The sequence below is a fragment of the Alphaproteobacteria bacterium GM7ARS4 genome, from assembly GCA_014332745.1.
GTDB lineage: Bacteria > Pseudomonadota > Alphaproteobacteria > GM7ARS4 > GM7ARS4 > GM7ARS4.
Map to the genome: position 1 here is coordinate 10006 of JACONL010000006.1, position 26084 is coordinate 36089.

Below are 26084 nucleotides of genomic sequence, written 5' to 3' on the forward strand. Positions count from 1 at the left end.
ATCTCGAGACCAACGCTGACTTCCGTGACTTCTGGAGTGCTCCAAGCCATGATACACCTCTTTCTTTTAGGTTGTACGTGTTGTTATGCCCTCCCTTGTGTTATGGCTTAGAAAGATGAACGCTTTATGAACAGGCGCGATTTTTTACAAAAAATCTTTTTCCTGCGCTTTTTTCCCTATAATAAAGGCTATCACCCTGCATGCCTCCTGTTGCCACATCCCTTGTTTTCGTGTCGCGTCGCCTCCTTCCCCCCTCCATCGCACCCTCGTCCATAAAGTCCATCCCCAAAGCTGCGCTTGTGCTGATGGTTGCCATTGTCGCCTGTGCTGGGTTAGTCGCCTATACCCTCTGGCACACGGGTCTCTGGCACACGGGTCTCTGGCACACGGGTCTCTGGCCTAGAGGCATGACGATAGGACAACAAGAACAGCGTGAGACAGTGCCACAGGTCACAGAGACAGAGACCCATGCACCCCAACAACCAACACAGAACAGCGACACCCTCCATGACGATGTGTCTGCCGTCGAGGAAAGACTCGCAACATTAGAAGAGGTCGTTCGTCGCTTGGACTCTGCATCGCGTGAGGCCTCACATGAGGCATCCCCTAACGCCTTGCACGGTGATACCAACGGCCATAGGCTGGAGGTCTCCCATATGGCGCTCGCCCTCTCCATCATCGAACAGCTTGAGACCCATGTTACCACCCATGCGCCTTCAAGAGCGTATCAGCTGTTGCAAGAGCTCCTATCTCCCTATGATTCATACCAAGATGCCATGACCCTGTTAGGCGAAACATTGAGGGACATTGTCGGGGAGGATTTAGCACAAGAATCTGCCCATACAGCCTATCGTCCTCTTGAGGCGATGGTCGATGATATTATCAAAGCGCGCCGCGACATCACAGAGGAACGACTCCTTGACACCGAACGTCCTTCTTTCATGACATTTCTTAAGAATTTGGTCACTTTAGAGAAAGTCAATGATGGCGAAGACATACCACATCATGGACGTACGCGTTCTGCTTCCGTTGAGGATATGGTAACATTCCTCCATCACCAGCAATGGCAGAAGGCGCGCAACGTCATACAAGACATCCATCAAGGAAACACCATGACACCCCCATGGGCTATGCTAGATACACAGCTCGAACGATACCTTAGGCTCTCACGCCAATTGGATGGCCTACGCACCCTTCTCTACGAAGAGATGAAGGCGGCGTTACGCACCCAACAGCATGACCATCGCTCTGTCCATGAACAGAGCAGGCAAGAGGACGCTGTGCCATGAAACGTTTTATTCTCTGGAGTAGCTTTATCCTTATCATTGTGCCTCTTGGCTTGTGGCTCGTCTATGAACCGGGTTCGGTGACGATCACATGGTTTGGCTATCGTCTTGAGACCCATGCTTTTATTGCTCTTTTCGGGCTCTCATGGCTCTTATTGTCATGTGTTTTATTGACACGCTTGTGGCTCTGGCTACGTCACACACCGCAACGTATCCTCTCTCAACGAGAGCAAGGGAAGAGGCACAAGAGTTTGCAAGCGCTCACGCGTGGTTTTATCTCGTTGGCGGCGGGAGAAAGCCAAAATGCCCTCATAGAAGCGGAGACCATCGATAAAAATATGCCTCTTCCAGCGCTCTCACTCTTGCTGAAAGCGCAAGCCCACCTGCAAAAGGGCGACCATGCGGAAGCAAAACGCCACTTCGTTAAGATGCTCGAGAGTCAAGATACCGTGTTTTTCGCCCATCGTGGCCTTGCCCAACATGCTCTCCACCATGAAGATTATGAGAGCGCCCTCCAACATCTACGAGAAGCATCATCCTTACAGCCAAAAGCGCATTGGATATACCACGCGCTCCTGCGAGTCTATACAGCACAGAAAAAATGGCATGATGTGCTGACGTTGGTTGATAAAGCGCACTCGGCCCATGCCTTCCCTCTCGAACAAAGCAGGCATTATCAGGCCGTCACATATTTTATGCTGGCGGACGCATGCCGACAAGAAGGACCTCATCAAGAGAGCGACAAAGAACGCACATATTTAGAGAAGAGTGTCAAACACGACCCCCACTTCGTCATGGCTTACGTCAGAAAGGCACAATGGGAACGTGAGTCTCAAAACAAAAAGAAAAGTTTAGAGGCGCCAGAGGAACAGCACTATCAAACACTCCATAAACTCTGTCAAGCCTCGCTCACCTCAGCGCAAAGCCGTCTTGCCATGGCGGATGCCGCCATACGTTGTCGGTGGTGGGCCCAAGCGCGCCATTGGCTTGACCCTCTGTTTCAACAATTACCGCTATGCCGAGAGGCTTTGCTCTATCGCGCCGCCATTGACAAGGCAACCATGGGGCATGACAAAGGCGCGCAATGGCATCACCAAGCAGAAAAGGCTTTGCCCCTGTTCATTTGGTCTTGTCAACAATGTCACCATCAGCACAAAGAATGGCATGCCATATGTCCGCAATGCGACTCCTTTGCGACAGTACGCTGGACTCGTTCCCTCGATGCGCCCATGCCAACATCATCGTCTCCGTCTCTCACGACATCCTCCCAGACCCAAAGAGAGAATCGCCCCGACGCCAAAGACATGACCATCGATATGCCATGATGTGGTTATGACGCAGCGCGCACCTCTCGCACCTCAGGAATATAATGGCGCAAGAGATTTTCAATGCCCGCCTTGAGGGTGGCCGTCGAGCTGGGACAGCCAGCACATGCGCCGCGCATTTGCAAATAGACGATACCATCCTCATAAGAACTGAAATTAATGTCGCCACCATCCATCGCCACAGCGGGACGCACACGGGTATCGAGAAGCTCCTTAATTTTTGTTACAACCTCGCCACCCTCACCATCATTAAGATGTGACGGCACAATACAACCCTCATCATGGAGAACGGGGTCGCCTGATTGAAAATGCTCCATGATCGATGCAAGAATCGATGCCTTGAGCGCCATCCATTCTTTATTTTGCGCCCGCGTCACCGTGACAAAGTCGCTCCCTAAAAACACACCGACAACACCCTCGATAGCAAAAAGACGTGACGCTAGGGGAGAATGTGTCTCAGCCTCCGCCTTCTGGGTGAATTCTGCCGTCCCCCCCTCTAAGACGGGACAACCAGGAATGAATTTCAATGTCGCCGGATTAGGCGTTTGTTCTGTCTGTATAAACATCGTCTCTTATCTCTCTTCTATGCCCTCCAGCGTCAACCCCTCCCCTTTTAAATATCGTGCCATTATACCATCATGTCAATGTCTTGTTGCTTCATATCTGATGGAATCATGATGACAGGAATAGCCGTCTTCTTTTTCCGCTTCTCATAGGTGTCAGCCACCAAAGAGGCGGCCATGTGGCCAGCGCCTAATCTTGGTCCCAACACCAACGCTGCCACACGGGACTCTTCATCAAGGAATTGGGCGAGGCATGTGTCTAAACGTCCCTCACGTAGATAGACGATGGGCGTTTTTCCTTCCCCCTTTTGGAAGGCGTGAGATAAGGCGCTCATATGCTGTTCGAGTTTTTCTTTTCTTTCCTCCATAGACGCATCTTGTACCGCCAACCAATACATGGCTTGTGGCTCTTCTGCTACACCGAAAAGACCGACAACACCCCCCATGCGTTCGGCCAATTTATGGGCATAATGCAATGCCGCCCGAGTCTCTGCCTCACTGCCCACAACCACCAAACATATTTTTTCCTGTGCCATACCCTCGTCCTCCACACATTACCCACCCCCATTCTACAGCTCTTGTGCGCACACGTAAAGAGAACACAAAGCGCGTCAGTAACGTCTAAACAGCAATGCCACAAAAACACCTAAGATGACACAGAACGCAACACCCAAAAGACCGTAAAGCACGCCATCGTCCCGAGCAAGATTATGGACAACGGCATTCCAACCGCTTCGTTGCACCTGAAAATGGGCAATGCTGCGCCCTATGAGACGTCCCGTGCTGTCGCTGATAATGAAGGCTTCGATACTATAGTCACCTTGAGGCGCTTGGGGCGGAATGTCAATATGCACCTTGTAAAGATTATTATCCACCTCGATACCGCCATTTTTCTGCTGCCATAAATTTTGCCTCTGCCGATGGCGCAACAGCGCTTGATAAAAATCAACCCTATCGTCATAGACAGCAAAAGAATCAGGGAGCGCAAGCCCTCGTTGCAACACAAAACCATATTCATCTAAAATCTTGTCGTAGAGGAGCTCGGCAATGTTGCCACTGGAATAGACACCATAAAAATAGGGTGTGTCGCCCAGAGTACGTCCATAATCACTGACCCAAAATCCAAATCTGTTTTTCAAGCGATGCACCGTGACCTCTTCATCCCTGCTCGTCACACGTAAAACAATGTGCGCATAACGCTTCATCGCCCCATAGATAAGGAGTCTCTGCCCACTGAAAACAAGCCCTATGGGAACGACATCTGGCTCTGTTTTAATCACGACAATGTCTTCGGCAAAATCCTCTGCCAATGACACATTGGCGTGGGACATCCCTCCCATGCCACAGACAATGTAGAAACACACAAAGATACAAGCGATAGATTGGCGCGCTTTCATCACGACCCCGCTCCAGCATGACTCACCGTATAGGGGTCAAAGGGCGCCTCAACAATGTTCATAAGCAAACGCACCGACACGCCAATAAGAAGAAGAGCGAAAATCAAGCGCATCATAATCCCTCCCTTGAGGACTTTGCCCAGATAACTCCCTATTTGTGCCCCAATGACACCCCCCGTGACGAGAATAACAACCAAGACAATATCCACCGTCTTCGTCGTCGTCGCATGCAATAATGTGACATAAGACGCAAGGAATGTCGTGTAAAAAAGGGATGTGCCAACAACAACAAGGGTTGGCATGCCTAACATGTAAATCATGGCTGGCACGAGAATAAAGCCTCCTCCCACACCTAACATAGCCGATAACCCACCGACCCCAACACCGAGGATAAGAGGAGGAATGATGCTAATACGCATATTCGACACCTTAAAGTGAATCTTGAGAGGCCAAGGATTGTCTGCCTCTTTGACGGGCTCGGTGGCGCTCTTTTTCCTTCGAAACAGGAAGCGCACACTGCTCCTGAGCACTTCCCACATCATCATCAAGCCAATGACAGCAAGAAATAACACGTAGATCAGCGAAATGACAAAGTCTATCTGCCCTTGCTCTTTGAGATACAAGAAAAATGATACGCCATAATAAGACCCCACAAAGCCTCCCACCAAAATCAAACACCCCATGCGCATATCCACATTGCCTTGACGCATATGGGCGATTCCTGCCGATACGGAATTACCAACAATTTGATTCGCGCCACTGGCGACGGCCACTTGCGGTGGGATACCCCAAAAAATGAGGAGGGGCGTGATGAGAAAACCGCCTCCAACCCCAAACATGCCAGACAATATGCCAACACCGAGTCCAGCAAGCCACAACGCCCAAACGTCAACAGACAGCTGGGCAACGGGTAAATAAACCTCAAGCATCGTTTCTATCTTCTACCAATGATAGGGCGAGCTGCTCGTTCATGTCTCTCTCCTTCGTCTCTCTCGTTCTTTTTACGTGTCCTCCCCTTATGTGTCATTTCTATAGGAAACCAACGATGTCATGCAAGGCATTCCATGTCTCATCGGCATGACGAGATGCTCGGGCGGCGCCATGGTGGAGAATGGCGTCCAACTTGTCAGGGTCAGAGAGGTGACGATGCATAGCATCACGCATAGGCGCTACCACCTCGATAAGACGTTCGCTCAAGGCGGGCTTAAGAGACGAGAAAGGCTTGCCAGCCCACATGGCGCATGCCTGCTGGAGCGTCTGATGGGACGCCACAGCATAGAGCGTCAGTAAATTCTTTGCTTCTGCTCTTCCCTCCATCTCCTCGACACAAGAAGGAAGGGGATGACTATCTGTGCGCGCCTTCTGTATCTTGAGGCATATGGTATCATCTGTATCAAGCACATTGATTCGCCCATAATCTGATGCTTCAGACTTGCTCATTTTGTTTGTGCCATCGCGCAACGACATGATACGACTCGCCTCTTCCATAATGCGGGGCTCAGGGAGAGGAAAGAATGCCTCACCACACTCATGGTTAAAACGCTCAGCAATATCGCGTGCCAATTCTAAATGCTGGCGTTGGTCATCACCTACAGGCACATGGGTCGCCCGATAGAGTAAAATATCCGCTGCCATAAGGACAGGGTAGGCATATAATCCAAGCATGGCTGACTCGCGCTTTTTCCCCGCCTTGTCCTTAAATTGCGTCATGCGATTGAGCCAACCAAGGGGCGTAAAACAAGATAAGAGCCATTGAAGCGCCGCATGTTTCGGCACGGCTGATTGATGGAAAATGATGGATTTCTCCACATCCAATCCCGCTGCCAAATACGCCGCCGTCACACAGCGCACCCCTTCTCGCAACCCTTGCCTCGTCTGCGCTGATGTCAACGCATGGAGGTCCACAACACAGAATAAACATTCCCCTTCGTCTTGCATAGCAACCCAATTACGCAACGCCCCGAAGTAATTCCCTATATGAAGGACGCCTGTCGGCTGAATACCAGAAAAAATACGTTTAGGACTCTCTGTCATCGCTGAGCATTATCCTCGCTTGAAGCCACCACACCACGCCATAACACAAAACCCCCACAAATACCATCAAGAACACATGAGCAAAACGTATAAACCACGCCTCTCTTTCAAACAGCATCAACCGCTCAAACCATAAGAGACACACCACCATGACAGCACTGGCAGAAAGAGCCATGACAAACAAAGAGAATACCTTCCTCGAAAAGACAAACCATCCCTTGCCATGAAGCCACCAAAACAGCAAAAGCGCCTGAAACCATGATGCCAACACAGGGGCAGCCGCTAAACCCCGTATGCCATAAGCATGCATCAACATAAACGCGAAAAACGCATTCACCACCACCGACCACATGGCAGAACGCAAGGGATAGTGATGTTGTTTCCTTGCATAAAAAAAGGATACGAGAAGACGCGACAAAATAAAGGCTGGCACGCCACAGGCAAAAATCTGTAGGCATTGTGCCGAGACATGTCCATGCTGTGACGTAAAATCTCCATACACAAACAACATCTCGATGATGGGAGAGGCAAGAACAAAAAGACCCGCCGCTGAAGGCACAGCCAACAGCATGCTATAATGAAGGGCTTCATCATGTTGACGGTTGCTGTGCTGTACGCCTTGTCCGTCTCGTTCGATAGACGCATGGGAAGACGCAAGAGAGGGAAGAATCACCGTGCTTGCCGCAACGCCAATAATTCCAAGAGGAAGTTGACTCACCCTATCAGCATAATACAACATCGTCACCGAACCCGCAGGAAGAAGCGTCGCCAATAACGTATTCATCACAACATTGACGTGATGCACACATGCCGTCAAAGCACTCGGCACAGCGAGACGCAACATCGCGCCAATATCTTGACTCCAACGAGGCATCGCCATGCCATCCTTGTGCGCCGACCATAAAGCATAAGAAAAAGGAGACGCTAAGGCGACCTGGGCAACGCCCGATAAGGTGACACCCCACGCCAACATCACAAGGGTGTCGTGATCCCCTTGAGCGCGCCATGCGCCAAGACTGAGGGCCAGGATCATAAAGAGATTCATCACAATAGGAAGACAAGCGGATAAACCAAAACGTTGATGGGCATGGAGAAGCGCTACCTGCCAACTGACAAGGGCCATGCACCATAAAAAAGGAAGCATGATACGAAGCATATCCACAGCAAAAAGATAGGTGGACTCTTGATATGTCAAAGCGGGGACAAGCCACCCCAACCAATGGTCGGCAAACAGACTGAGTACAACGACAATGACACCCACAATCACAGAGAGGAAGAATCCCACAGACAAAGCGAATTGCATGCCTCTCCTCTCGTCTTGCGACAACATAGGCACGAACACTGGCACAAAAGATTGGGAAAATGCTCCTTCGGCAAAAAATCGTCTGAAAAAATTGGGGAGGCGAAAGGCGACTAAAAAGGCATCCGTCAAGGCACTAGCGCCCAATGATGTGGCGAACAGCACATCGCGTCCCATGCCAAAGACACGACTCACCATCGTTGCCGCACCAAATGCCAAAAAACGCCTTAAGAAGGACATCGGTCGTTATCCTTTCTCCTTATTAAAAGCCTCTTTGAGTTTGTAGAGTATCTCTAAAGCATCCCGTGGCGTATGCTTGTCGGGGTCAAGGGCATCGAGCATAGTCCATATTTCCGCCTTCGGTTGCTCTGGCGCGACCATATGCACGTCTGGCGCCATCCCTTTAAGCCCTTGATGATACTTGCTATCGATGTCATCCAACATGGCCATCACGCTTTGTGCGCGCACACAGACAGCATGAGGAATACCAGCCAGTTGCGCAACATAAATACCATAAGAGCCAGAGGCGCTCCCCGGACGTATCAGATGGCGAAAAAAGATTTTTTCACCCCTTTTATCCACCACCATCTGACGTAAACTCAATGCTGTGAGATTTTCCTGTACTGCCGCCAACTCATGGTAGTGCGTCGCGAAAATGCCTCTTGCCTGATTGACGGTATGGATATGTTCGATAATACTCCATGCCAACGCCAATCCGTCCCTGACGGCTGTTCCTCTTCCTATTTCATCGAGGATGACAAAGCTCTTCTTGTTGGCAAGGCGAAGAATGACTTCTGTCTCTTTCATTTCGACCATGAAGGTCGATTCGCCTTTTGCCAAATTGTCGCCAGAGCCAACACGACTAAAAATCGTCTCAACAAGGCCAATATGGGCTTTTTTGGCGGGAACATAGAATCCCGCTTGGGCAAGAATGATGATAAGGGCATTCTGTCGTAGGAATGTGCTCTTCCCTGCCATGTTCGGTCCCGTGAGAAGCCATAGGCGATTCTCACCCGTCAATAAGCAATCATTGGCAACAAATTCTGTGCCTTCCTGAGGCTCGAGAACAGGATGTCTGCCACCAACAATGGAGAGGTCATCGCTGTCATCCACAGAAGGCGCATGCCAATCATAATCCCATGCATAAGAGGCATGACTGCTGACAACATCGAGATGGGCAAGAGCATCGGCCAATCTATGGAGCGCATGACTATGGCGTTGTGCTAAAGCACATAAATCATGGTAGATACGCATCTCCTCTTGTCGCACGGCATTATCGAGTGTCAAGCGCGCATTTTGTCGCGCTTCCAATTCCTCTGTGGTAAAGCGGGCAACATGCTTGGTGGAACGACGAGCCATAAAATGTTTGGTGTTCGTCGCCTTCAATTTTTGTAGTTGGGAGCGGGTGATCTCGATGATATAGCTGTTTTCTTTCTCAACATAGACGATACGTAGGCTATCGATATGCGTTTTGCTCCGATAATCATCTTGCAAGCGTGTTATATGACGCTTATGTTCCGCCAATTCCCTCAGCGTGTTCTGCAACACCGTGTCATATGCCGTGCTTATGAACCCCCCGCCATGGGCATGGAGAGGAAGGTCATGGGAAAGCGCTGCTTGGAGTGTCGCATGCAACGCGCCCAGCTCGGCAAGGGGTGTCTCGAAGGCACAGAGCCCGTCTGGCACGTCTGGAGAGGGAGTCTCCTCCTTTATCTTACGCATGACCATGGCCATTTGCGCCGCACACGCCAAAGTATCACGCAACGCGCCCAAATCCCGAGGGCTTCCCCGCTGCACAGCAAGACGCGCTAAGGCTCTCTCAATATCATGGACGCGCTTAAGACAAGAGATCATGCGATGGCGCACGGCCTCATGGGTATAAAAATAGCCCACATGGGCAAGGCGTTCCCTTATCGTATCGAGACAAAGGCTTGGCGTCGTGAGCCGCCTTGTCATCAAACGCCCACCAGCAGCGCTCACCGTGCGGTCAAGAGTCGCCATCAATGTGTTCTTACGCTCTCCATGCATGGAGGACACAATCTCTAGACTTCTGAGCGTCGTGGGGTCAATGACCATGCTGTGACGCAAGGAAAACTGACGCAATTCCTGAATAACGGGGAGAGCGCCCCTCTGAGTCCGTTTTATGTAACGCACCGTCACAGCCGCCGCCATGAGGCTTGCTCTGTCGTAAAGATGGAGGCTGCGGGCAAAAGACTCTCCCCATAGAGCAACGAGTTCACGTTTTGCATTCTCGCTGGATGACACATAATCCTCAATGACCGTCACCCGCTTCCACCAATCCCTTAAGGCGTCATAACAATCGTCATCCTCTGCCATAGGACGAGACAAGATAATCTCACGCGGGTCAAGCCCCACACATAACGCCATCGCTTTGGCATATACGTTCTGTTGCTGGCTTGCCTCCGCCTCCCAAGAATGAGCTTGAAAATGGCCGGTGGACACGTCAATCCACACACATCCCAATGTCTTACCAACAAGAGCCCAAGACATAAGATAGTTATGGGTCTTTGCGTCCAACAGCGACTCTTCCGTGAGGGTCCCGGGGGTCACCAAACGCACAAATTCGCGCTCGAACAATTTGCCGCGTTTTTGGCTATCATCACCACCCTCTTTCTGCTGGATAATGGCGACCTTAAAGCCTTTTTTGACAAGAGACATAAGATAGCTCTCACTGCTATGGATGGGCACACCACACATGGGAATGTCCCTCCCTGCCGATTTCCCGCGATGGACACATCGGATATTCAATGCCTCCGACACGACATGGGCATCGTCAAAGAACATTTCGTAGAAATCCCCCATTTGATAAAACAGGATGGCATCGGGATATTGCGCCTTGAATTCCTTATACTGGCTGATGGATGGCGTATCGCCTATCGGCATCTTTTTTTCACGCCCATGAGCTTCTTGTGTTGTGATGGCATGGGAGGGCTGTTCCTCGCTCATGTCCCCTTGTTCTCCTTGAGGAGGGAACGTAGGAGGCGAGGTAGGGGACAACAGAGACAGGTTTTGTTGTCGAGAGGACGCTTGTTTGCTGGGTGAGTTCACGAAGCGAGTTTCTCCTTGAGTGATGAAAGGATGGTATCGATGACGTGATGTTCTTCGCCAGCGGCGCATTTCCCTCCCCCTTGGGCAAGGTCTGGGCGTCCTCCCGCCCTCCCATGGAAACGTTGGGCGGCGTGGCGCGCAAGAACATGGGCGTTACGTATGTCTCCCGATGGCTCGATGACCTTGAGGACAAAGGCGATACGCTCATGCGCCTTATCTAAGGCAATAGCACAGGCAATATGGGCATCCGTCTTCTTTTGTAGGGTCTCTGCTACCGACTTCAGCCCGTGGCCTAATGCCTCCTCGAACACAGCATGACAGAGTCGATACACCCCAACGACGTCTTCCTTGATAGCGACGTCAGCAAAAGATGTCTGGGAACGCTGACGTTGTTGCGCTTTTTTATGGTGCTGGACAATCTTTGCCCACTCTCGAACCTTTGTCAGTGCCATCATGCTCGAAGACGCCTTCACGAGCTGCTGAAGAGCATGGTCATTCTTCGTCAGAGAAAGAATAGCATCATGGGCGGCGTGGCCAGCGACCGCTTCGATACGCCGTATACCCGCCCCAACAGCTGATTGCGATAACAAGAGAATTGCGCCAATATCACCAGAGCGCGTCACATGGCTGCCACCACATAACTCAAGAGAGTAGGCCTTGTCGCCTTCTCTCTCATCAACACCGATAGAGACGACACGCACCCTCTCACCATAACGTTCGCCAAATAATGCGCGCGCGCCTTTGGCAACAGCGCTGTGATAATCCATCACATGTGTCGAAACAGCGCCATTCTCCATGACAACGTGATTGACGTCTCGTGCCAATTGCGCCCAATCATCCTCGCCAATGGGAGCGTCATGCGTAAAGTCGAAGCGCACTCTCTGGTCTGTGACGAGAGAACCCTTCTGTGCCACATGGTCTCCTAAAAGACGGCGTAACGCTTCATGGAGAATATGGGTTGTGCTGTGATGTCTCGAGACAGCATGCCTATGGACGCCATCTACAGAGAGAGTCAACATATCCCCCACCTTAAGGCGACGATGGGCATAGCCGTGATGAAGGATATAGCGCCCATGGCATGCTCTTTGCGTGTCTCGCACAGAAAAACACGGGTCTCCAGACTTATGGAGAAAAACGCCCCGATCACCCACTTGCCCCCCTGACTCGCCATAAAAGGGCGTCCTATCCATCAGAAGCGTCATGGAAGCGTCATGCCCTTCTTTGCTGTCCGCATACCCCTCCAGAGACGTCACCGACTCTCCCGATGCGTCAATGATAGCCTCCACCCGCGCCGTGGCACAAAGAGACTCATAACCAACAAATTGGCTTGGGGAGCAGTGCTCGTCCAGCCACGTCCAATCCTGTCTATCATCTTGTCCATGCATGTGTTTCCTGTGACGTTCTCGATGCGCCTTTAAGGCTCGAGATTTTTGTGTGTGCATGGCGCGGTCGAAACCCGCCTTATCCACACAGATACCACGTCCACGGGCAATATCTTCCGTCATATCAAGGGGAAAGCCATAGGTATCGTAGAGCATAAAGGCTTTTTCTCCCGACAATGACTCACCTGTCCCTATGGATGCCATCGCCTCTTGTAAAATCTCCATGCCTTGTTCCAGCGCATGATGAAAACGCACATATTCTCTTTGTAAACTATCGAGGATACGCGCCTTATGGCGCACAAGGTGCGCATAGTGGGTTGCCATCATATCAATAAGGATAGGCGCAAGCCCCAATAACAACGACATCTCATGCGCTTGAGGAGGGACGGGGACGACAGAGGCCTTGCTGGTGGCACGGGACGCCTCCCGCCCCTTACGTGGCATGGCATGCTCGTAGCGCATGGCACGACGCATCAGACGCCTGAGCACATATCCTCTCCCTTCATTGCTAGGCGACACGCCATCAGCAATGAGAAAGCATAAACTCCTTATGTGGTCTGCCAACACCCATCGCCCATGGCGATAATGTTCCGCATGCGCACCTCTTTCCTCCATATAGGCAAGCAAAGGACGAAAGAGGTCGTTGTCATAATTGTTATGAACATCTTGCATGACACTGGTGATACGCTCCAATCCCATGCCTGTGTCGACACCAAAGCGGTCGAGAGGCGTCAATTGCCCTGAACGGGAACGCTGATACTGCATGAAGACAAGATTCCAAATCTCGACAAAACGCTGTCCGCCATCGCTCGACTCAGAGGGCGGCGCGCCTTCATAGGCATCACCATAGTCATAGAAAATTTCCGTGCATGGCCCGCAAGGGCCGTCCTCACCCATAGACCAAAAATTATCCCTATCCGATAGCGCAATAATGCGCCCTGAATCGAACCCAGCGATGCGACGCCATAGTTGTGCCGACTCCTTATCATCCCGATGCACCGTCACATAGAGTTTTTCCTGTGGAATATGCAACGTCCCATGGACAAACTCCCATGCATAGGCAATAGCCTCCTCCTTGAAGTAATCACCAAAGGAAAAATTCCCAAGCATCTCAAAAAATGTGTGGTGGCGCGTGCTGTAGCCAACATGCTCAAGGTCATTATGTTTACCCCCTGCGCGCACACAAGGCTGAACCGACACAGCACGCCGCACATTGTTTGGCGGTGGCGTATTGCCACAAAACACGTCTTTAAAAGGCACCATCCCTGCATTGGTAAAGAGGAGAGTCGGGTCGTGGGCTGGCACTAACGACATAGGCTCTTGGACGACATGCCCCTTACCCTGAAAATAACGGCAAAATTCTGTGCGTATCTGCTCCGAATGCATGGCGTTTGCCTCGTTCATTCCTCTTGCCACCGACATCACAGCATGATGTTAAGGACAGAGAGTATTGCCATCCTCCCATCGTCAGTCTATAACGTAAGCGGTCGTCGACGGTTATCCAAATCTGCCTCTCAGCAAGGAGCTATTATATGTCTTTCCTATCTTTTTCTCAAAGAGTCGTTACGTTTTTTCTCGCGACTCTCTGTACTCTCTGCCTTTGGGCATGGCTTGCCGTCCCCGCTTTTGCCCACCATGTGGGAGGGGCGCTTCCTTTTTCTGACGTATCATCGTCTCCTCTTATACAAGGCTTTTTGTCTGGGCTTGCCCATCCCTTTCTCGACCCTCCCCATGGTTTGCTTATCATGGCAACAGCCCTTGTGGCAGCACAAGCGACAAGACTCTCCACTCTCCCCGCCATCTTGGCACTGAGCACATGGCTTGGGGCGACATGCATGACCTTCCTGTTTCCTATCATCTCTATGAATGATGCGCCGCTCCTGCTCACCATAGGCGTGATAGCACTCATCGGGCTCAGCGTAACATTGGTCATCCGTCCCACGCTCGTGACGTCCATGTCTCTTATGGCTCTAGGTGTCTTTATACTGGGCTTAAGTCATAGTGGGCTTTATGCGATGGAATGGATAGGGAGCGAAACGACTCCCATTCTGGCGTATCTCGGCGGGCTTGCTCTTCTTCACTATGGCATAACATATGGCTTGGCGTGGCTTATACAACGGATAGGGCATGTCATGGGGGGACGCTTGATAGGACAGCGCTATGGGCGCATGAGCATAGAGCAAACCTTTTACCGCCTTGCCTTTGGGTTGGTGATATGTGGCGCTATCCTCTCGTCTCCCTTGCTGTGAAGACAGAGAAGGCGCGCCGCCGCATGCTCTCTCTATGCCATGTGTGATGGCGCGTCTCCTTATGAATGAGCGTCCCTATGGAAGACCATACGTTGATACCAAAACCCCCTAAAACAGGGTGTCGGCGTGTTGCTGTGGCGATGTCTGGAGGAGTCGATAGTAGCGTCGTCGCCGCTATGCTCCATGATGTCGGGTGGGAGGTCATGGGACTCACCATGCGTCTTTACCATAGCGGGGACGCGAACACGCCCTTTCACCATGCCACAACAAAAAGTTGCTGTGCTGGACGTGATATTGCTGATGCACAGCATGTTGCCCATCGTCTCAACATTCCCCACTATGTCCTCGACTACGAACAGCAATTTCAAAAAGATGTCATAGATGATTTTGCCGACTCTTATATCAACGGACAGACGCCTCTTCCCTGTGTGCGTTGTAACCAAAAAATAAAATTTCACCATCTCTTACAACAAGCGCGAGAACTGGGCTGTCGCTGCCTTGCCACAGGACATTATGTGCGCCAAGAGATAAGGAAGACAGAGCCAAACCATCTCTATCGTGCCATCGACAAAGAACGAGACCAGAGCTATTTCCTATTCGCCACAACCCGCCAGCAATTGCCCTTTCTCCTCTTTCCCTTAGGGAATTTTCGCAAGAAAGATGTCCGCTGCCTCGCCCAACACTATCAGTTAGGCGACATAAGCGACAAGAAAGATAGTCAAGATTTATGCTTTGTTCCACACGGACATTACAGCAACCTCGTCCAACGTCTACGTCCCGATGCGATGACGCCCGGCCCCATCATCGACACGCATGGCAACGTTGTCGGCAGCCATCGGGGTCTGCTCTTCTATACCGTGGGACAAAGGAAAGGCTTGCCTCTAAAAGCGCGCCACGCACATACAGCGCCTCACTATGTCATCGCCATAGATAACACACGTAACACGATAACCGTCGGCACGCAAAAAGACCTTTCCCATGAGGCGGTGCAGCTGACCCATGTCAACTGGCTTGGCGAAGAGGATATAGACACTGACATGACACTGGATGTGCGTTTACGTTCAACGGCAACGCCTGTTAAGGCACGTGTGAGACTGACACGCGCACAAGGCCATGAGAAGCAACATGCTGGGGGCGCGTCATCCCCCATACCTTTAAGTGCGACGGTATGCTTCCACCATCCCACGACACGCACAGCACGGGGACAAGCATGCGCCTTTTATCACCAAGAGAGATTACTCGGTGGCGGATGGGTATGCTAGTGCCACAAGCCCTCTCCGTCGTTCTTCGTCCATGTTTTTCTTACCTTCTGTGTATATCATGCTCTATATTATGCCACAGAGAAACATATCAGGCGGAGTAGCTCAGCTGGTTAGAGCGGGAGAATCATAATCTCTAGGTCGGGGGTTCAAGTCCCTCCTCCGCTACCACTTTCTAAACAAGCGAGGGCCCATGGCACGTTTTGTCAATGACATCATCTATAACGCCGTCGACCAATGGCGCCATGATTGTCTCATGAAGAGTGGCTCTCTTTTCTGGCTAGAGAGCGCCGTTTGGACAAACAAGAATATCGCTGCTCTCCAAAAGAACATCACCCTCCAAAAGAAAGGAAAAGAGAAACAGAGAAAGCCGCGTCCTCTCCATGAGATATTTGGCACGCTCAGCGAGCCCTTACATCGTCTGGCGACAGAGTGTGTTTTTCTCTATTGGATTTATCCACAAACACCCCTCTATGAAGATAAGAGACGTAGGGTTTTGGAGTTTGCTGCCCTCGTCTCTCCTATCGATTTGGACAACCAAACGGAACATCTCCTCAAAAGCATGCATGGCGGAGTCCATGACCCAAGCATCAATTACTATGAAGATGTCGATGAACAAATAAGTGTCGTGCTTGCGTTCGCCCAAAAAATCAAATCCTTCGATGAAAAAAAGCGAGAAGAGGTGCTCTCGAACCCACAGCAATGCAAACACGCCCTCTATGATGCGATGAAAGAAAAGATGCTCGCCATGCGTCCAGCCCTTCTACACTTGCTCTTTCCCGACCATTACGAACGTATCACATCCCATCGCCATAAAAATTTGATTACCAACGCCTTTTACTCCCTCGTGCAGGAACATCCGTCACTCCCTGAAGATACGGACGAACGTATTCTCCTCATTCGCAAGAAGCTCAACGAGCTGTTCCCCAATAAGAATTTAGATTTCTATTATCCTCCCCTCATAGAGTGCTGGGAAGGCGATATGGATAGCAAACAAATCGGGCCCGTGCAAAATTTAGTCTTCAAAAAGCAACTCATCCTACAAGGCGGCCCCGGGAGCGGAAAGAGCATGCTGGCACGCACCATCGCCCAAACAGCGATACGTCGCCAATTGATGGTGAGCCTAGGAGCAAGCTGGTACTTTAGCCACCAAGACGATGTCATACGCCTTGTCAATGAACGCATACTCCATATCAGCCTCCATAGGAACTATGGCTATCGAGATTTCATTAGAAGACCCCATGTGCATGATGACGGCAATATCACATGGCATAGCGGACTCCTCATACGCGTCAATCACATGCTAGAGGAAAAACGTCTGGAAAACCTCCGCCGTATCCCCTTTATTATTATTCTGGACGGCCTACAGCATGTGTCACTCCATGACCTCTTTGGTGAATGCGCTTACCTCCTCACCCAACGAGAACACAGCACACGCCTTGCGGGAAATGATAACCACTATCTCAAATTAGCAAGCAACCTCTATTTTATCTGCACCATGACGGCAACAGCGCCAGAAGACAGCACCATCGATATCAATCTCAGACGTTGCTTTGTCTGGCTCTCGGTGGATTTCAACCAAAAGCGCTTGATTAACTATCTTAAGAAATGTTGGAACAAATTTGTGGCGGATGGCTTAATCCCAAGAAACCGACCATGGGAATCGGTGGCGGAAGAATTCTATGAAATTGCCTATAGGGGAGAAAAATTAAATCAATTGCTGGAAAAAGACCCTCTCCTCACAAGCCATCACCAACGTATTGGGCATATCTGCTATCACGACCTCATCCTCTCATGTAGCCATCACCTTGCTCTCCATGCGCACAGCAAGAACCTCTTATTTGACGATAGCGGGTATCCCATGTATCTCATGGAGAATTTCTGGGATTACGTTATATCGCCCATGCTTCTCCATTACACAAATTTATTGGATAAGAGTCACGCCATGCCCCTTCTCCAAAAAGCGAAAAAAATTCTCCTCGCCCCTCGAACGGCATCAAAAGCGCCCTCCCTGTGATGATGGCCCTTGCCCTGGCGCGTCCTTACTGAGCGTATAGAGCACATAGATCACAAGCAAAGCCAAAGCGAGAGAGAACCAAATAAACGCATACTGCGCATGGTGATTCACCAAGAGAATGCGTGTCTGATTTGGCATGGGATACGCGCCCTCATGCATGGCCGACTCATCCACATAGGCATCCATATAGTAAAGACGGCTGTTGTCGATACCAGCATAGGATGCCATCTCTTCTATATCCACATAGAACCAAAAATTTTTCTCTTTATCATTATCTGGCACAAACATATTGGGTTGTGCCTCAAAGCGTAATAGCCCTTCCACGCGCACAAGAGGCTCTTCTGTTGCGGAGGAGGAGCGTGTCTGAGGATCTTTAAAACCAGAAGGTATCCATCCTCGATTGACAAGCAACGTTCCGCCACCATCACGCAAGAGCATAGGTGTGATGACGTTATAACCTATGTTCCCCCGCCGACTTCTGGCGGCAACATACATTTCTTTCTCATGAAGAAACCTCCCCTCTGCCCATATCTTAGCAAAGTCGTCACGGGCATGAAGAGCGTCATTGTCTGGGAGCGGCACAGCGGGCATGGCGAGAGCCTTCTGCCGCTGCGCATTGAGCTCTGTTTTCCAAGCGAGCCTCTCTAGCTGCCAATAGCCTAAGGCTAAGAGCACGACACACCCGACCAGCGTCATCGCTGTTGGCACAGCGCTGACGGACAGCATATATCCCTTATAACGTATGACGAATGACATCACTCTTTCACGCCATGTCTCAACCGCACAAGACCTACAGACTTCCCCACCAATAAATGAATGTAAACAAAAAGAGCCAGACAACATCGACAAAATGCCAGTACCATGCCGCTGCCTCGAAACCAATATGGTGGTGAGACGTGAAATGCCCCACCAACGCGCGGAAGAAACAGACGGTCAGGAATATCGTGCCGATGACGACATGGACACCATGGAAGCCTGTCGCCATATAAAAGATGGATGGATAAATCCCTTCATCGAAACCAAAGCTGGCCTCACCATACTCGACTATCTGCAATGCCGTAAATGTCAAACCCAACAGGATGGTGATACCCAAACCACTACAGAGGTACTTCCTGTGATTGGCACGTAACGCATGGTGAGCCCATGTCAATGTTGCCCCCGAACTCACGAGAATCACCGTGTTGAGGAATGGAATTGTCCATGGGTCGAAAAGTTTTCCTTGCAAAGGAGCAGGTGGCCAAACACCTCCTAACACTTCAGGGTCAGTCCGCATCACCAGTTCGGGGCTGTTCGCACCACCATGGTAGAACCACACATCGAAGAATGCCCAAAACCATGCCGCAAAAAACATCACTTCAGAAGCAATGAAGAGAACCATGCCATAACGCAAGCCTAGCTGCACGATCTCATTGTGGTATAGACCACTTTCTGCTTCACGGATCACATCGCGCCACCATAATGCCGCTATCAAAACCACAGTCGCAAAGCCAATCATAAGGACAGACGCATCAGCCCAAACGTTCTCTCCATCGCCAGCAAAGAACATCAACAAACCAACGCAGAGCAATAATGCCGACAATGCCGACAAGAGAGGCCAAGGACTTGGGTCCAAGAGATGATAGGGGTGTTTTTGTGTTGTGCTCATGAGAATCTCCTCTATGGATAAAAGCCGATGTTTTCGTATGGAATGGACAAGCGTGACATCACCATCATATCCTATAATGTTTCATAGAAGGTATAGGACAGCGTGATGGTGTCAACATCGTCCATGTACGGGTCGTCGCCGATGGCGGGGTCGATATAAAAGGCAACAGGCATGCGCACATGCTCACCAGCGTCGAGGGTTTGCTCTTGGAAACAAAAGCAATCAATCTTGACGAAGTAAGGCGCTGCCTTCAAGGGCGTAACATTAAAGATGGCATGGCCTGTTTTAGGGTTATGCGCTTCATTTTTTGCTTCATAGAAAGCCAATTGGCGTGTGCCAACGGGAATCGCTAACGTCTTTTGCGAGGCGTAGAATGACCAACCAAGAGCGCGACTCACTTGGCTCTCGAAACGCATGGTCATAGAACGTCCTCCACCCGAAGGAGCGTCAGCGAGAAACAGAGCGTCTTGGGTGCTGTCGGCAATGAGGGGTGTGCCAGCAAACCCCGTCACTTGACAGAAGAGGCGATAGAGAGGAACAGACGCCCATGAGAGGGCGAACATCATCACGATAACAGCGACAAGAGTCAAACCAACACGGCTGTGCTCATGCCGCCTGTCTGTAGAATGCTGTTGATATGTAGACATTCGTATCTCCTATGGCTAGAACCGCACCAATGTAATAGCATAAAAAAGTGCTGAGAGGCACGCCAAAAACCATGCCAACGCCCGATTGCGTCCTTGACGCGCCTTATGGACGGTCGTTGTGTGCTTCTTTACCACAGGGAATCTCCCAATATAAGCATAAAGAGCAAAAAGAGATAAACAATGGAATAGCGAAACATGGACAAGCAACGTTCAGTCGTATCCCGTCGATAAACGGCAAGAGCATGGGCCAGAAATATGCCGTTTAAAACAAAAAGGCCATACATAGCATAGCGCCCCACAAAACCAAACCACGGCAAAAGTAACGTGACCAACAGCAACAAGCATGTATAGAAGAGAATAGCCTTCTTCGTGTGATGGCGTCCCTTGATGGCGGGGAGCATCGGCACGTCGCTTCGTTGATAATCAGTCATACGCACCAATGCCAACGCCCAGAAATGCGGCGGCGTCCACAAAAAAATAATGAGAAACATAAGAAGGGGATAGAGGGTTATATCCGCCCCCGTAGAAACCCAGCCAATGATGGGGGGAAAAGCGCCCGCTGCTCCTCCGATAACGATATTCTGAGGCGTGCGTCTCTTGAGCCCCATCGTATAGACAAAAACATAAAAGCCAATGGACAACACCAACATCAAGGCTGCCACCATATTCACGGCAAGAAACATCAGCGTAACAGCCATACATGACAAGAGAACACCAAGCCCCAGCCCATCGAGAGGGTCTATGACGCCTCGAGGAATAGGACGCCCTTGCGTGCGTTTCATAAGAGAGTCAATGTCGCGGTCATACCACATGTTAATAGCGCCCGCCCCCGCTGCTGCCATTGCCACCGCTATGACACTTGCCCATGCCAACACAGGATGCACAGACAAGGGTGACGCCATCAGCCCAACCCATGCCGTGAAGACAACGAGGGACATCACCCTGGGTTTGAGGAGTGTCACATAGTCAGCAACAGATGCCACAGACGTAGCATGCACGCCATCAACCCGTCTTGTTATGTCGAGCACTCTCTCCATAGGTCGTCACACACGTTCTTCTCAGAGCTCCCTTGCGGGACAACGCCAAACAGCCCTAGCTCCACTTAGGTTGTTCTTCATAGGTATGGAAAGGCGGCGGCGAACTCAACGTCCATTCCAAGCTTTTAATATTGCTCTGCCACGGGTTGTCAGACGCCTTCTGCCCTCTTAAGAACGCATGGACAACGGTAAAGACAAAGAACAGGGCGGCGAAACCAGAGATATACGCACCAAGACTCGAGACCATATTCCATCCAGCAAAGGCATCGGGATAGTCAGGAATACGGCGTGGCATGCCTGCCAGTCCAGAAAAATGCATGGGGAAGAATGTCAGGTTGACACCGATAAACGTCATCCAGAAATGAATACGCCCATACAGCTCGCAATACTGCCGTCCGCTCATCTTAGCAAACCAATAATAGAAGCCAGCAAAGATAGAGAAGAGAGCACCCATGGACATCGTGTAATGAAAATGGGCAACCACGTAATACGTGTCATGGAGAGCGACATCGATGCCAGCATTGGCAAGCACCACGCCCGTGACGCCACCAATGACAAAGAGGAATATCATACCGAGGGCAAACAGCATAGGCGTTTTAAACTCGATAGCACCACCCCACATCGTAGCGATCCAACTAAAGATTTTAATCCCCGTGGGGACGGCAATAATCAAGGTGGCTGTCATGAAATATGCCCGTGTATCAACAGACAATCCAGCCGTATACATATGGTGCGCCCAGACGATAAAGCCTATGGCACCAATAGCCACCATAGCATAGGCCATCCCTAAATACCCGAAAACAGGCTTTTTCGAGAATGTGGAGATGATATGGCTGACAATGCCAAAGCCCGGCAAAATCAAGACATAGACCTCAGGGTGACCAAAAAACCAGAAAAGATGCTGATAGAGGACGGGGTCTCCTCCACCTACAGATTCGAAGAATGCCGTTCCAAAATTGCGGTCTGTGAGGAGCATCGTGATCGCGCCCGCAAGGACAGGAAGGGACAACAAGAGCAACAATGCCGTCACAAGAATCGACCATACGAAGAGGGGCATTTTATGAAAATCCATGCCCGGGGCGCGCATATTAAAAATCGTTGTGATAAAGTTGATAGCCCCCAGTATGGACGATGCGCCAGCCAGATGGAGGCTGAGAATCGCCATGTCCACAGCAAGGCCCGGGTGACCGCTCGTGCTCAAGGGCGGATACAATGTCCATCCCGTGCCAGCCCCCCCATCAACCATGATCGAACCAATAAGCAACACAAGGGAAGGAATGAGGAGCCAGAAACTCAAATTATTCATACGTGGGAACGCCATATCTGGCGCACCAATCATGATAGGCACAAACCAATTGCCAAAGCCGCCAATGAGGGCGGGCATCACCATAAAAAAGACCATGAGCAACCCATGGGCCGTGATCCACACATTCCACTGATGGGTATCCCCATCAGGAAGAATATCCAAACCCGGCTCCGCCAACTCCATACGCATGAGAATGGAAAAGAACCCGCCCAACAAGCCAGCAAAGACAGCAAAAAAGAGATACATCGTCCCAATGTCTTTGTGATTGGTGGAATAGAGATAACGTGTTAGCCCTCGAGGTTCACTATGTGTGCTCATACCTTGATACTCCCGCTCTTCATGCTGTTGCTTATCATGTCCTGTTGATGGATGCCTTACTCACTGACCAAAGCATCTTTGTTGTGACGCCCATGTGTGGACGGCATGGCGACTGAGGCTATGTGATGTCCGTCACCATCATTCCTGTCGCTCCACTCTTCCTGCATCTCTTGAAGCCATTCTTGGAAACGCTCCTCCGAAACGGCTTCGACGGCAATAGGCATATAGCCATGCCTCACGCCACAGAGTTCCGCACACTGCCCATAATAAATCCCCTCCTCATCAATGCGAAACCACGTCTCATGTAGTCGCCCCGGCACAGCATCCATTTTGACGCCTAAGGAAGGAACAGACCATGAATGGATGACACCATGAGGGTTGCTGGTGACAAGAAGGCGCACCGTCTTACCCACAGGGACAGTCACATTGTAATCGGTGGCAAGAAGTCTTGGCTCTCCTTCCCCTAGCTCTTCCTCCTCTTTCATGAGCGCCTCGAAAGTGAGGTCGCCATGGTCTGGATAAGCATATGTCCAATACCATGTTTCACCCGTCACTTTGATCGTCATATCGGCATGAGGCGCTTTATCGATGGCATAAAGGAGCTTAAAGGAGGGAATCGCCATCGCCACCAAAATCATGATGGGAATCACCGTCCATACGACTTCGAGAAAGCTATTGTGGGTTGTTGCCGTGCCTTGCGTATGTCCCTCACGCACACGGAAACGTATCATCACATACACCATGAGAACAGCGACAAAAATGGCGATGGCAAAGATAATCCATAAGACTTGCTCATGAAGAGCGCTGATCTCAGCCATTTGTGGCGATGCCGCTGGCTGAGAGCCTATCTGCCATGGTTGTGGTGATGCCGCATAGGCGCGCTCACCAGCATAGAGGCCATAGAGGCATGACAACACCCACACACTCAGACAAGGCACAATAAATGATGTGATTTTTTGCAAAAAACGTATCGGCATATCCATAAACCTCACATGATAACCCGCCATGCCTCCCCACACCCTCCTATAGCGACAGCGGCCACGCCCAATCTCGTCCCCGCTGTCCGCCCCTCCTTCACCTGCCCCCATTGTCCGCCCTACCATCGCACGCCCCTTCTTGCATAGCCCCCTCCTCGCATAGCCATGAGGCTATAGAACGTTTTTTTTGTCGTCAAGTTTTTTTATGCGTGCGCCAAGGGATTGGAATTTTTTTTCAATATGTTCATATCCTCTCTCGATATGGTCGCTGTCATCTATGCATGTTGCTCCTTGTGCTGCCAAGCCTGCAATGACAAGGCCCATAGAGGCGCGTAAATCTGTCGCTTTCACATGAGCGCCTCGTAAGGGTGATGTTCCCATGACGGTCGCGGCATGGCCTCTGATACGAATGTCGGCATTCATGCGGCGTAATTCCGCCACGTGCATAAAACGATTTTCGAAAATATGTTCTTTGATGGTCGATGTCCCACCCAACGCACAGGCGACAGCCATCAATTGTGCCTGTAAGTCTGTGGGGAAACCCGGGTAAGCGTCTGTCGTCACATCGAAAGAGCATGGGCGATGCGAAGCCATGCGCACCCGCACATTATCTTGTCCTGCCATTGGTCCTGTGTGATGTGCGCGTGTTTGAGAGATGACAACGCCGTGCTGGCTCAGCAGGTCCCACAACAATGTGAGATGGTCTCCTATGCACCCTTCCAAGATGATGTCGCCCCCACATGCGGTTACAGCGAGGGCGTAGCTTCCAGCCTCGATGCGGTCGGGAATGACGTGATGGCGCGTTCCTCGCAATGTTTCCACGCCTTGCACATGCATCACGTCGCGGCCTATGCCGTCAATTTGCGCCCCCATAGAGGATAGACAACGCGCCAAATCGACGACTTCTGGTTCGCGCGCGCAATTCACCAATATGCTCTCACCTTTAGCAAGACATGCGGCCATGAGCGCGTTTTCTGTTGCGCCAACGGAAATAGAAGGAAAGACGATGCGCGCCCCTCTCAAACGTTTCCCATGACGATTCTGCGCAATGACATCGCCATCAAAGACATCGATGGAGACACCAAAACGTTGTAACGCTTGCAAATGAAAGTCGATAGGACGTGAGCCAATGGCACACCCCCCCGGGAGAGCAACCCGCGCCGTGCCATAGCGCGCTAAGAGTGGCGCAAGGACGAGAATAGACGCACGCATCTTACGCACGAGACCATAGGGGGCGATGGACGACGTGATTGTCTCCGCCTTGAGTGTCATATGGCGGCGTTCCTTATCATGATGGATAGAGATACCCAAATGCTCCAACAAAGCACACATCGTGGCAATATCGGCAAGGTCGGGGACGTTCAAGAGATTGAGGGATTCATCACTCAGAATGCATGCTGCCATGAGAGGCAAGGTGGCGTTCTTAGCGCCACTGATAGACACGCTTCCCTTAAGAGGATGACGCCCCTCCTCAATGTAAAAGGCGCTCACGGTATGGTCATACCTCCCCTTCGATGGAGGATAACAACGCCTCACCATAGCGTCTTTCATCATCGCTGTTGATATTGAAGAACGGGTCGTAGTCCTTGTCGTCAAACGACTCGACGGCGACAGAATAACGCGCTGTCCATCGGTCAATCTTACGCACAGACTCACTAAGAAGGGCATGGCGCAAGTCAGACGCAAGAGCAAGAGGCCAGAGAGCACAGACGGGATGGACACGTCCTCTTGAGGCGGCACAGACAATCTGGGCAGAAGAATGGCGCATGCGCCGATAAAAACGCGTCACCATGTCTCGTGGAATGAAGGGCGTATCTACAGGACAGCTCACAAAATGGCGTCCATGGAAATCCTGCCTGCGCGATAATGTCTCCATGCTTGTCAAGATACCCGCTAAGGGGCCAAAAAAGCCATCCACCACATCATGGAAAAGGGGAATAGCGTAAGATTGATACGCTACCTCGTCTGTCTTATGGGGAACATTGAGGGCGAGATAGCCTACTTGTGGCGCAAGGCGCTCGATGACCCTCGTAAGAAGCGTTTTTCCACCGATGGCACAAAAGCCCTTTTGTGTGCCTCCCATACGGCGCGCCTGCCCTCCCGCTAGGATGACACCCCCTATATCTTCACATGTCATGACGTTATATTATCATGGAGCACGCGCTCGGCTGCCGATAATATCGTGAGCCGATGTCCTCTTGCCCGCCCTATCAATGTTAAGCCCGCCCGACGCGCCAAATCGATACCCCATGCCGTAAAACCAGAGCGCGAGA

At 50.9% G+C, this 26084-nt stretch carries 22 protein-coding genes and 1 tRNA gene; 6 read left to right on the plus strand and 17 right to left on the minus strand.

Annotated features, from left to right (window positions below; all coding sequences use genetic code 11):
* Positions 1-200: 200 nt before the first annotated feature.
* Both GDA54_04900 and GDA54_04905 read left to right on the plus strand, forming a co-directional pair.
* Positions 201-1289: a hypothetical protein gene (locus tag GDA54_04900; GenBank protein ID MBC6497642.1), complete on the plus strand. Its 1089-nt coding sequence runs from the start codon at positions 201-203 to the stop codon at positions 1287-1289.
* Positions 1286-2611, plus strand: coding sequence for a hypothetical protein (locus GDA54_04905; protein ID MBC6497643.1), 1326 nt, complete (start codon positions 1286-1288; stop codon positions 2609-2611). The genes GDA54_04900 and GDA54_04905 overlap by 4 nt, the downstream gene beginning before the upstream one ends.
* Positions 2612-2616: 5 nt before the next feature.
* Here GDA54_04905 and GDA54_04910 read toward each other — a convergent pair whose 3' ends face one another.
* The 8 genes from GDA54_04910 to alaS all read right to left on the minus strand — a co-directional run bounded on the left by GDA54_04910 (position 2617) and on the right by alaS (position 13742).
* Positions 2617-3177 carry a NifU family protein gene (locus GDA54_04910; protein ID MBC6497644.1) on the minus strand — a complete coding sequence of 187 codons (561 nt, stop codon included), beginning with the start codon at positions 3175-3177 and terminating at the stop codon, positions 2617-2619.
* A 62-nt stretch (positions 3178-3239) separates the two neighbouring features.
* Positions 3240-3710, minus strand: a complete 471-nt coding sequence (locus tag GDA54_04915; protein ID MBC6497645.1) for a universal stress protein — start codon at positions 3708-3710, stop codon at positions 3240-3242.
* 75 nt (positions 3711-3785) lie between these two features.
* Positions 3786-4571 carry a TIGR02186 family protein gene (locus GDA54_04920; protein ID MBC6497646.1) on the minus strand — a complete coding sequence of 262 codons (786 nt, stop codon included), beginning with the start codon at positions 4569-4571 and terminating at the stop codon, positions 3786-3788.
* A complete protein-coding gene (locus GDA54_04925; protein MBC6497647.1) occupies positions 4571-5500 on the minus strand; it encodes a sulfite exporter TauE/SafE family protein in 930 nt (309 codons plus the stop codon). Before GDA54_04925 ends, GDA54_04920 begins: the two co-directional genes overlap by 1 nt.
* 100 nt (positions 5501-5600) lie before the next feature.
* Complete coding sequence (gene trpS, locus GDA54_04930; GenBank protein MBC6497648.1) at positions 5601-6605, minus strand: tryptophan--tRNA ligase; 1005 nt, start codon at positions 6603-6605, stop codon at positions 5601-5603.
* A complete protein-coding gene (gene murJ / locus GDA54_04935; protein ID MBC6497649.1) occupies positions 6589-8145 on the minus strand; it encodes a murein biosynthesis integral membrane protein MurJ in 1557 nt (518 codons plus the stop codon). The genes trpS and murJ overlap by 17 nt, the downstream gene beginning before the upstream one ends.
* A gap of 6 nt (positions 8146-8151) precedes the next feature.
* On the minus strand, positions 8152-10872 hold the full coding sequence (gene mutS / locus GDA54_04940; protein MBC6497650.1) for a DNA mismatch repair protein MutS: 2721 nt from the start codon (positions 10870-10872) through the stop codon (positions 8152-8154).
* A 98-nt stretch (positions 10873-10970) separates the two neighbouring features.
* A complete protein-coding gene (gene alaS / locus GDA54_04945) occupies positions 10971-13742 on the minus strand; it encodes an alanine--tRNA ligase (GenBank protein MBC6497651.1) in 2772 nt (923 codons plus the stop codon).
* A 146-nt stretch (positions 13743-13888) separates the two neighbouring features.
* Here alaS and GDA54_04950 point away from each other — a divergent pair, with 146 nt between their 5' ends.
* The 4 genes from GDA54_04950 to GDA54_04965 all read left to right on the plus strand — a co-directional run bounded on the left by GDA54_04950 (position 13889) and on the right by GDA54_04965 (position 17881).
* A complete protein-coding gene (locus GDA54_04950) occupies positions 13889-14605 on the plus strand; it encodes a HupE/UreJ family protein (GenBank protein MBC6497652.1) in 717 nt (238 codons plus the stop codon).
* A gap of 77 nt (positions 14606-14682) precedes the next feature.
* Positions 14683-15867, plus strand: a complete 1185-nt coding sequence (gene mnmA, locus GDA54_04955) for a tRNA 2-thiouridine(34) synthase MnmA (protein ID MBC6497653.1) — start codon at positions 14683-14685, stop codon at positions 15865-15867.
* Positions 15868-15958: 91 nt separating this feature from the next.
* Positions 15959-16035 (plus strand) — tRNA-Met (locus GDA54_04960).
* Between the two features lie 22 nt (positions 16036-16057).
* Complete coding sequence (locus GDA54_04965; GenBank protein ID MBC6497654.1) at positions 16058-17881, plus strand: hypothetical protein; 1824 nt, start codon at positions 16058-16060, stop codon at positions 17879-17881.
* Here GDA54_04965 and GDA54_04970 read toward each other — a convergent pair.
* The 9 genes from GDA54_04970 to GDA54_05010 form a co-directional block, all read right to left on the minus strand.
* Positions 17861-18637 (minus strand): SURF1 family protein, encoded by a 777-nt coding sequence (locus GDA54_04970; GenBank protein MBC6497655.1) that lies wholly within the window; start codon positions 18635-18637, stop codon positions 17861-17863. The two genes, GDA54_04965 and GDA54_04970, sit on opposite strands and share 21 nt — an antisense overlap.
* Positions 18638-18671: 34 nt before the next feature.
* Positions 18672-19526 carry a cytochrome c oxidase subunit 3 gene (locus GDA54_04975; GenBank protein ID MBC6497656.1) on the minus strand — a complete coding sequence of 285 codons (855 nt, stop codon included), beginning with the start codon at positions 19524-19526 and terminating at the stop codon, positions 18672-18674.
* 71 nt (positions 19527-19597) lie between these two features.
* Positions 19598-20173, minus strand: coding sequence for a cytochrome c oxidase assembly protein (locus GDA54_04980; GenBank protein MBC6497657.1), 576 nt, complete (start codon positions 20171-20173; stop codon positions 19598-19600).
* Positions 20174-20301: 128 nt separating this feature from the next.
* Positions 20302-21210, minus strand: a complete 909-nt coding sequence (locus tag GDA54_04985; protein MBC6497658.1) for a protoheme IX farnesyltransferase — start codon at positions 21208-21210, stop codon at positions 20302-20304.
* Positions 21211-21265: 55 nt separating this feature from the next.
* Positions 21266-22834, minus strand: coding sequence for a cytochrome c oxidase subunit I (ctaD, locus tag GDA54_04990; GenBank protein ID MBC6497659.1), 1569 nt, complete (start codon positions 22832-22834; stop codon positions 21266-21268).
* A gap of 56 nt (positions 22835-22890) precedes the next feature.
* Positions 22891-23937: a cytochrome c oxidase subunit II gene (gene coxB, locus GDA54_04995; protein ID MBC6497660.1), complete on the minus strand. Its 1047-nt coding sequence runs from the start codon at positions 23935-23937 to the stop codon at positions 22891-22893.
* A gap of 45 nt (positions 23938-23982) precedes the next feature.
* A complete protein-coding gene (gene murA, locus GDA54_05000; protein ID MBC6497661.1) occupies positions 23983-25350 on the minus strand; it encodes a UDP-N-acetylglucosamine 1-carboxyvinyltransferase in 1368 nt (455 codons plus the stop codon).
* On the minus strand, positions 25310-25948 hold the full coding sequence (mobA, locus tag GDA54_05005; GenBank protein MBC6497662.1) for a molybdenum cofactor guanylyltransferase MobA: 639 nt from the start codon (positions 25946-25948) through the stop codon (positions 25310-25312). The genes murA and mobA overlap by 41 nt, the downstream gene beginning before the upstream one ends.
* Positions 25945-26084: formate dehydrogenase accessory sulfurtransferase FdhD (locus tag GDA54_05010; GenBank protein MBC6497663.1), on the minus strand; the 140-nt coding region annotated here is incomplete at its 5' end. The genes GDA54_05010 and mobA, both read right to left, overlap by 4 nt.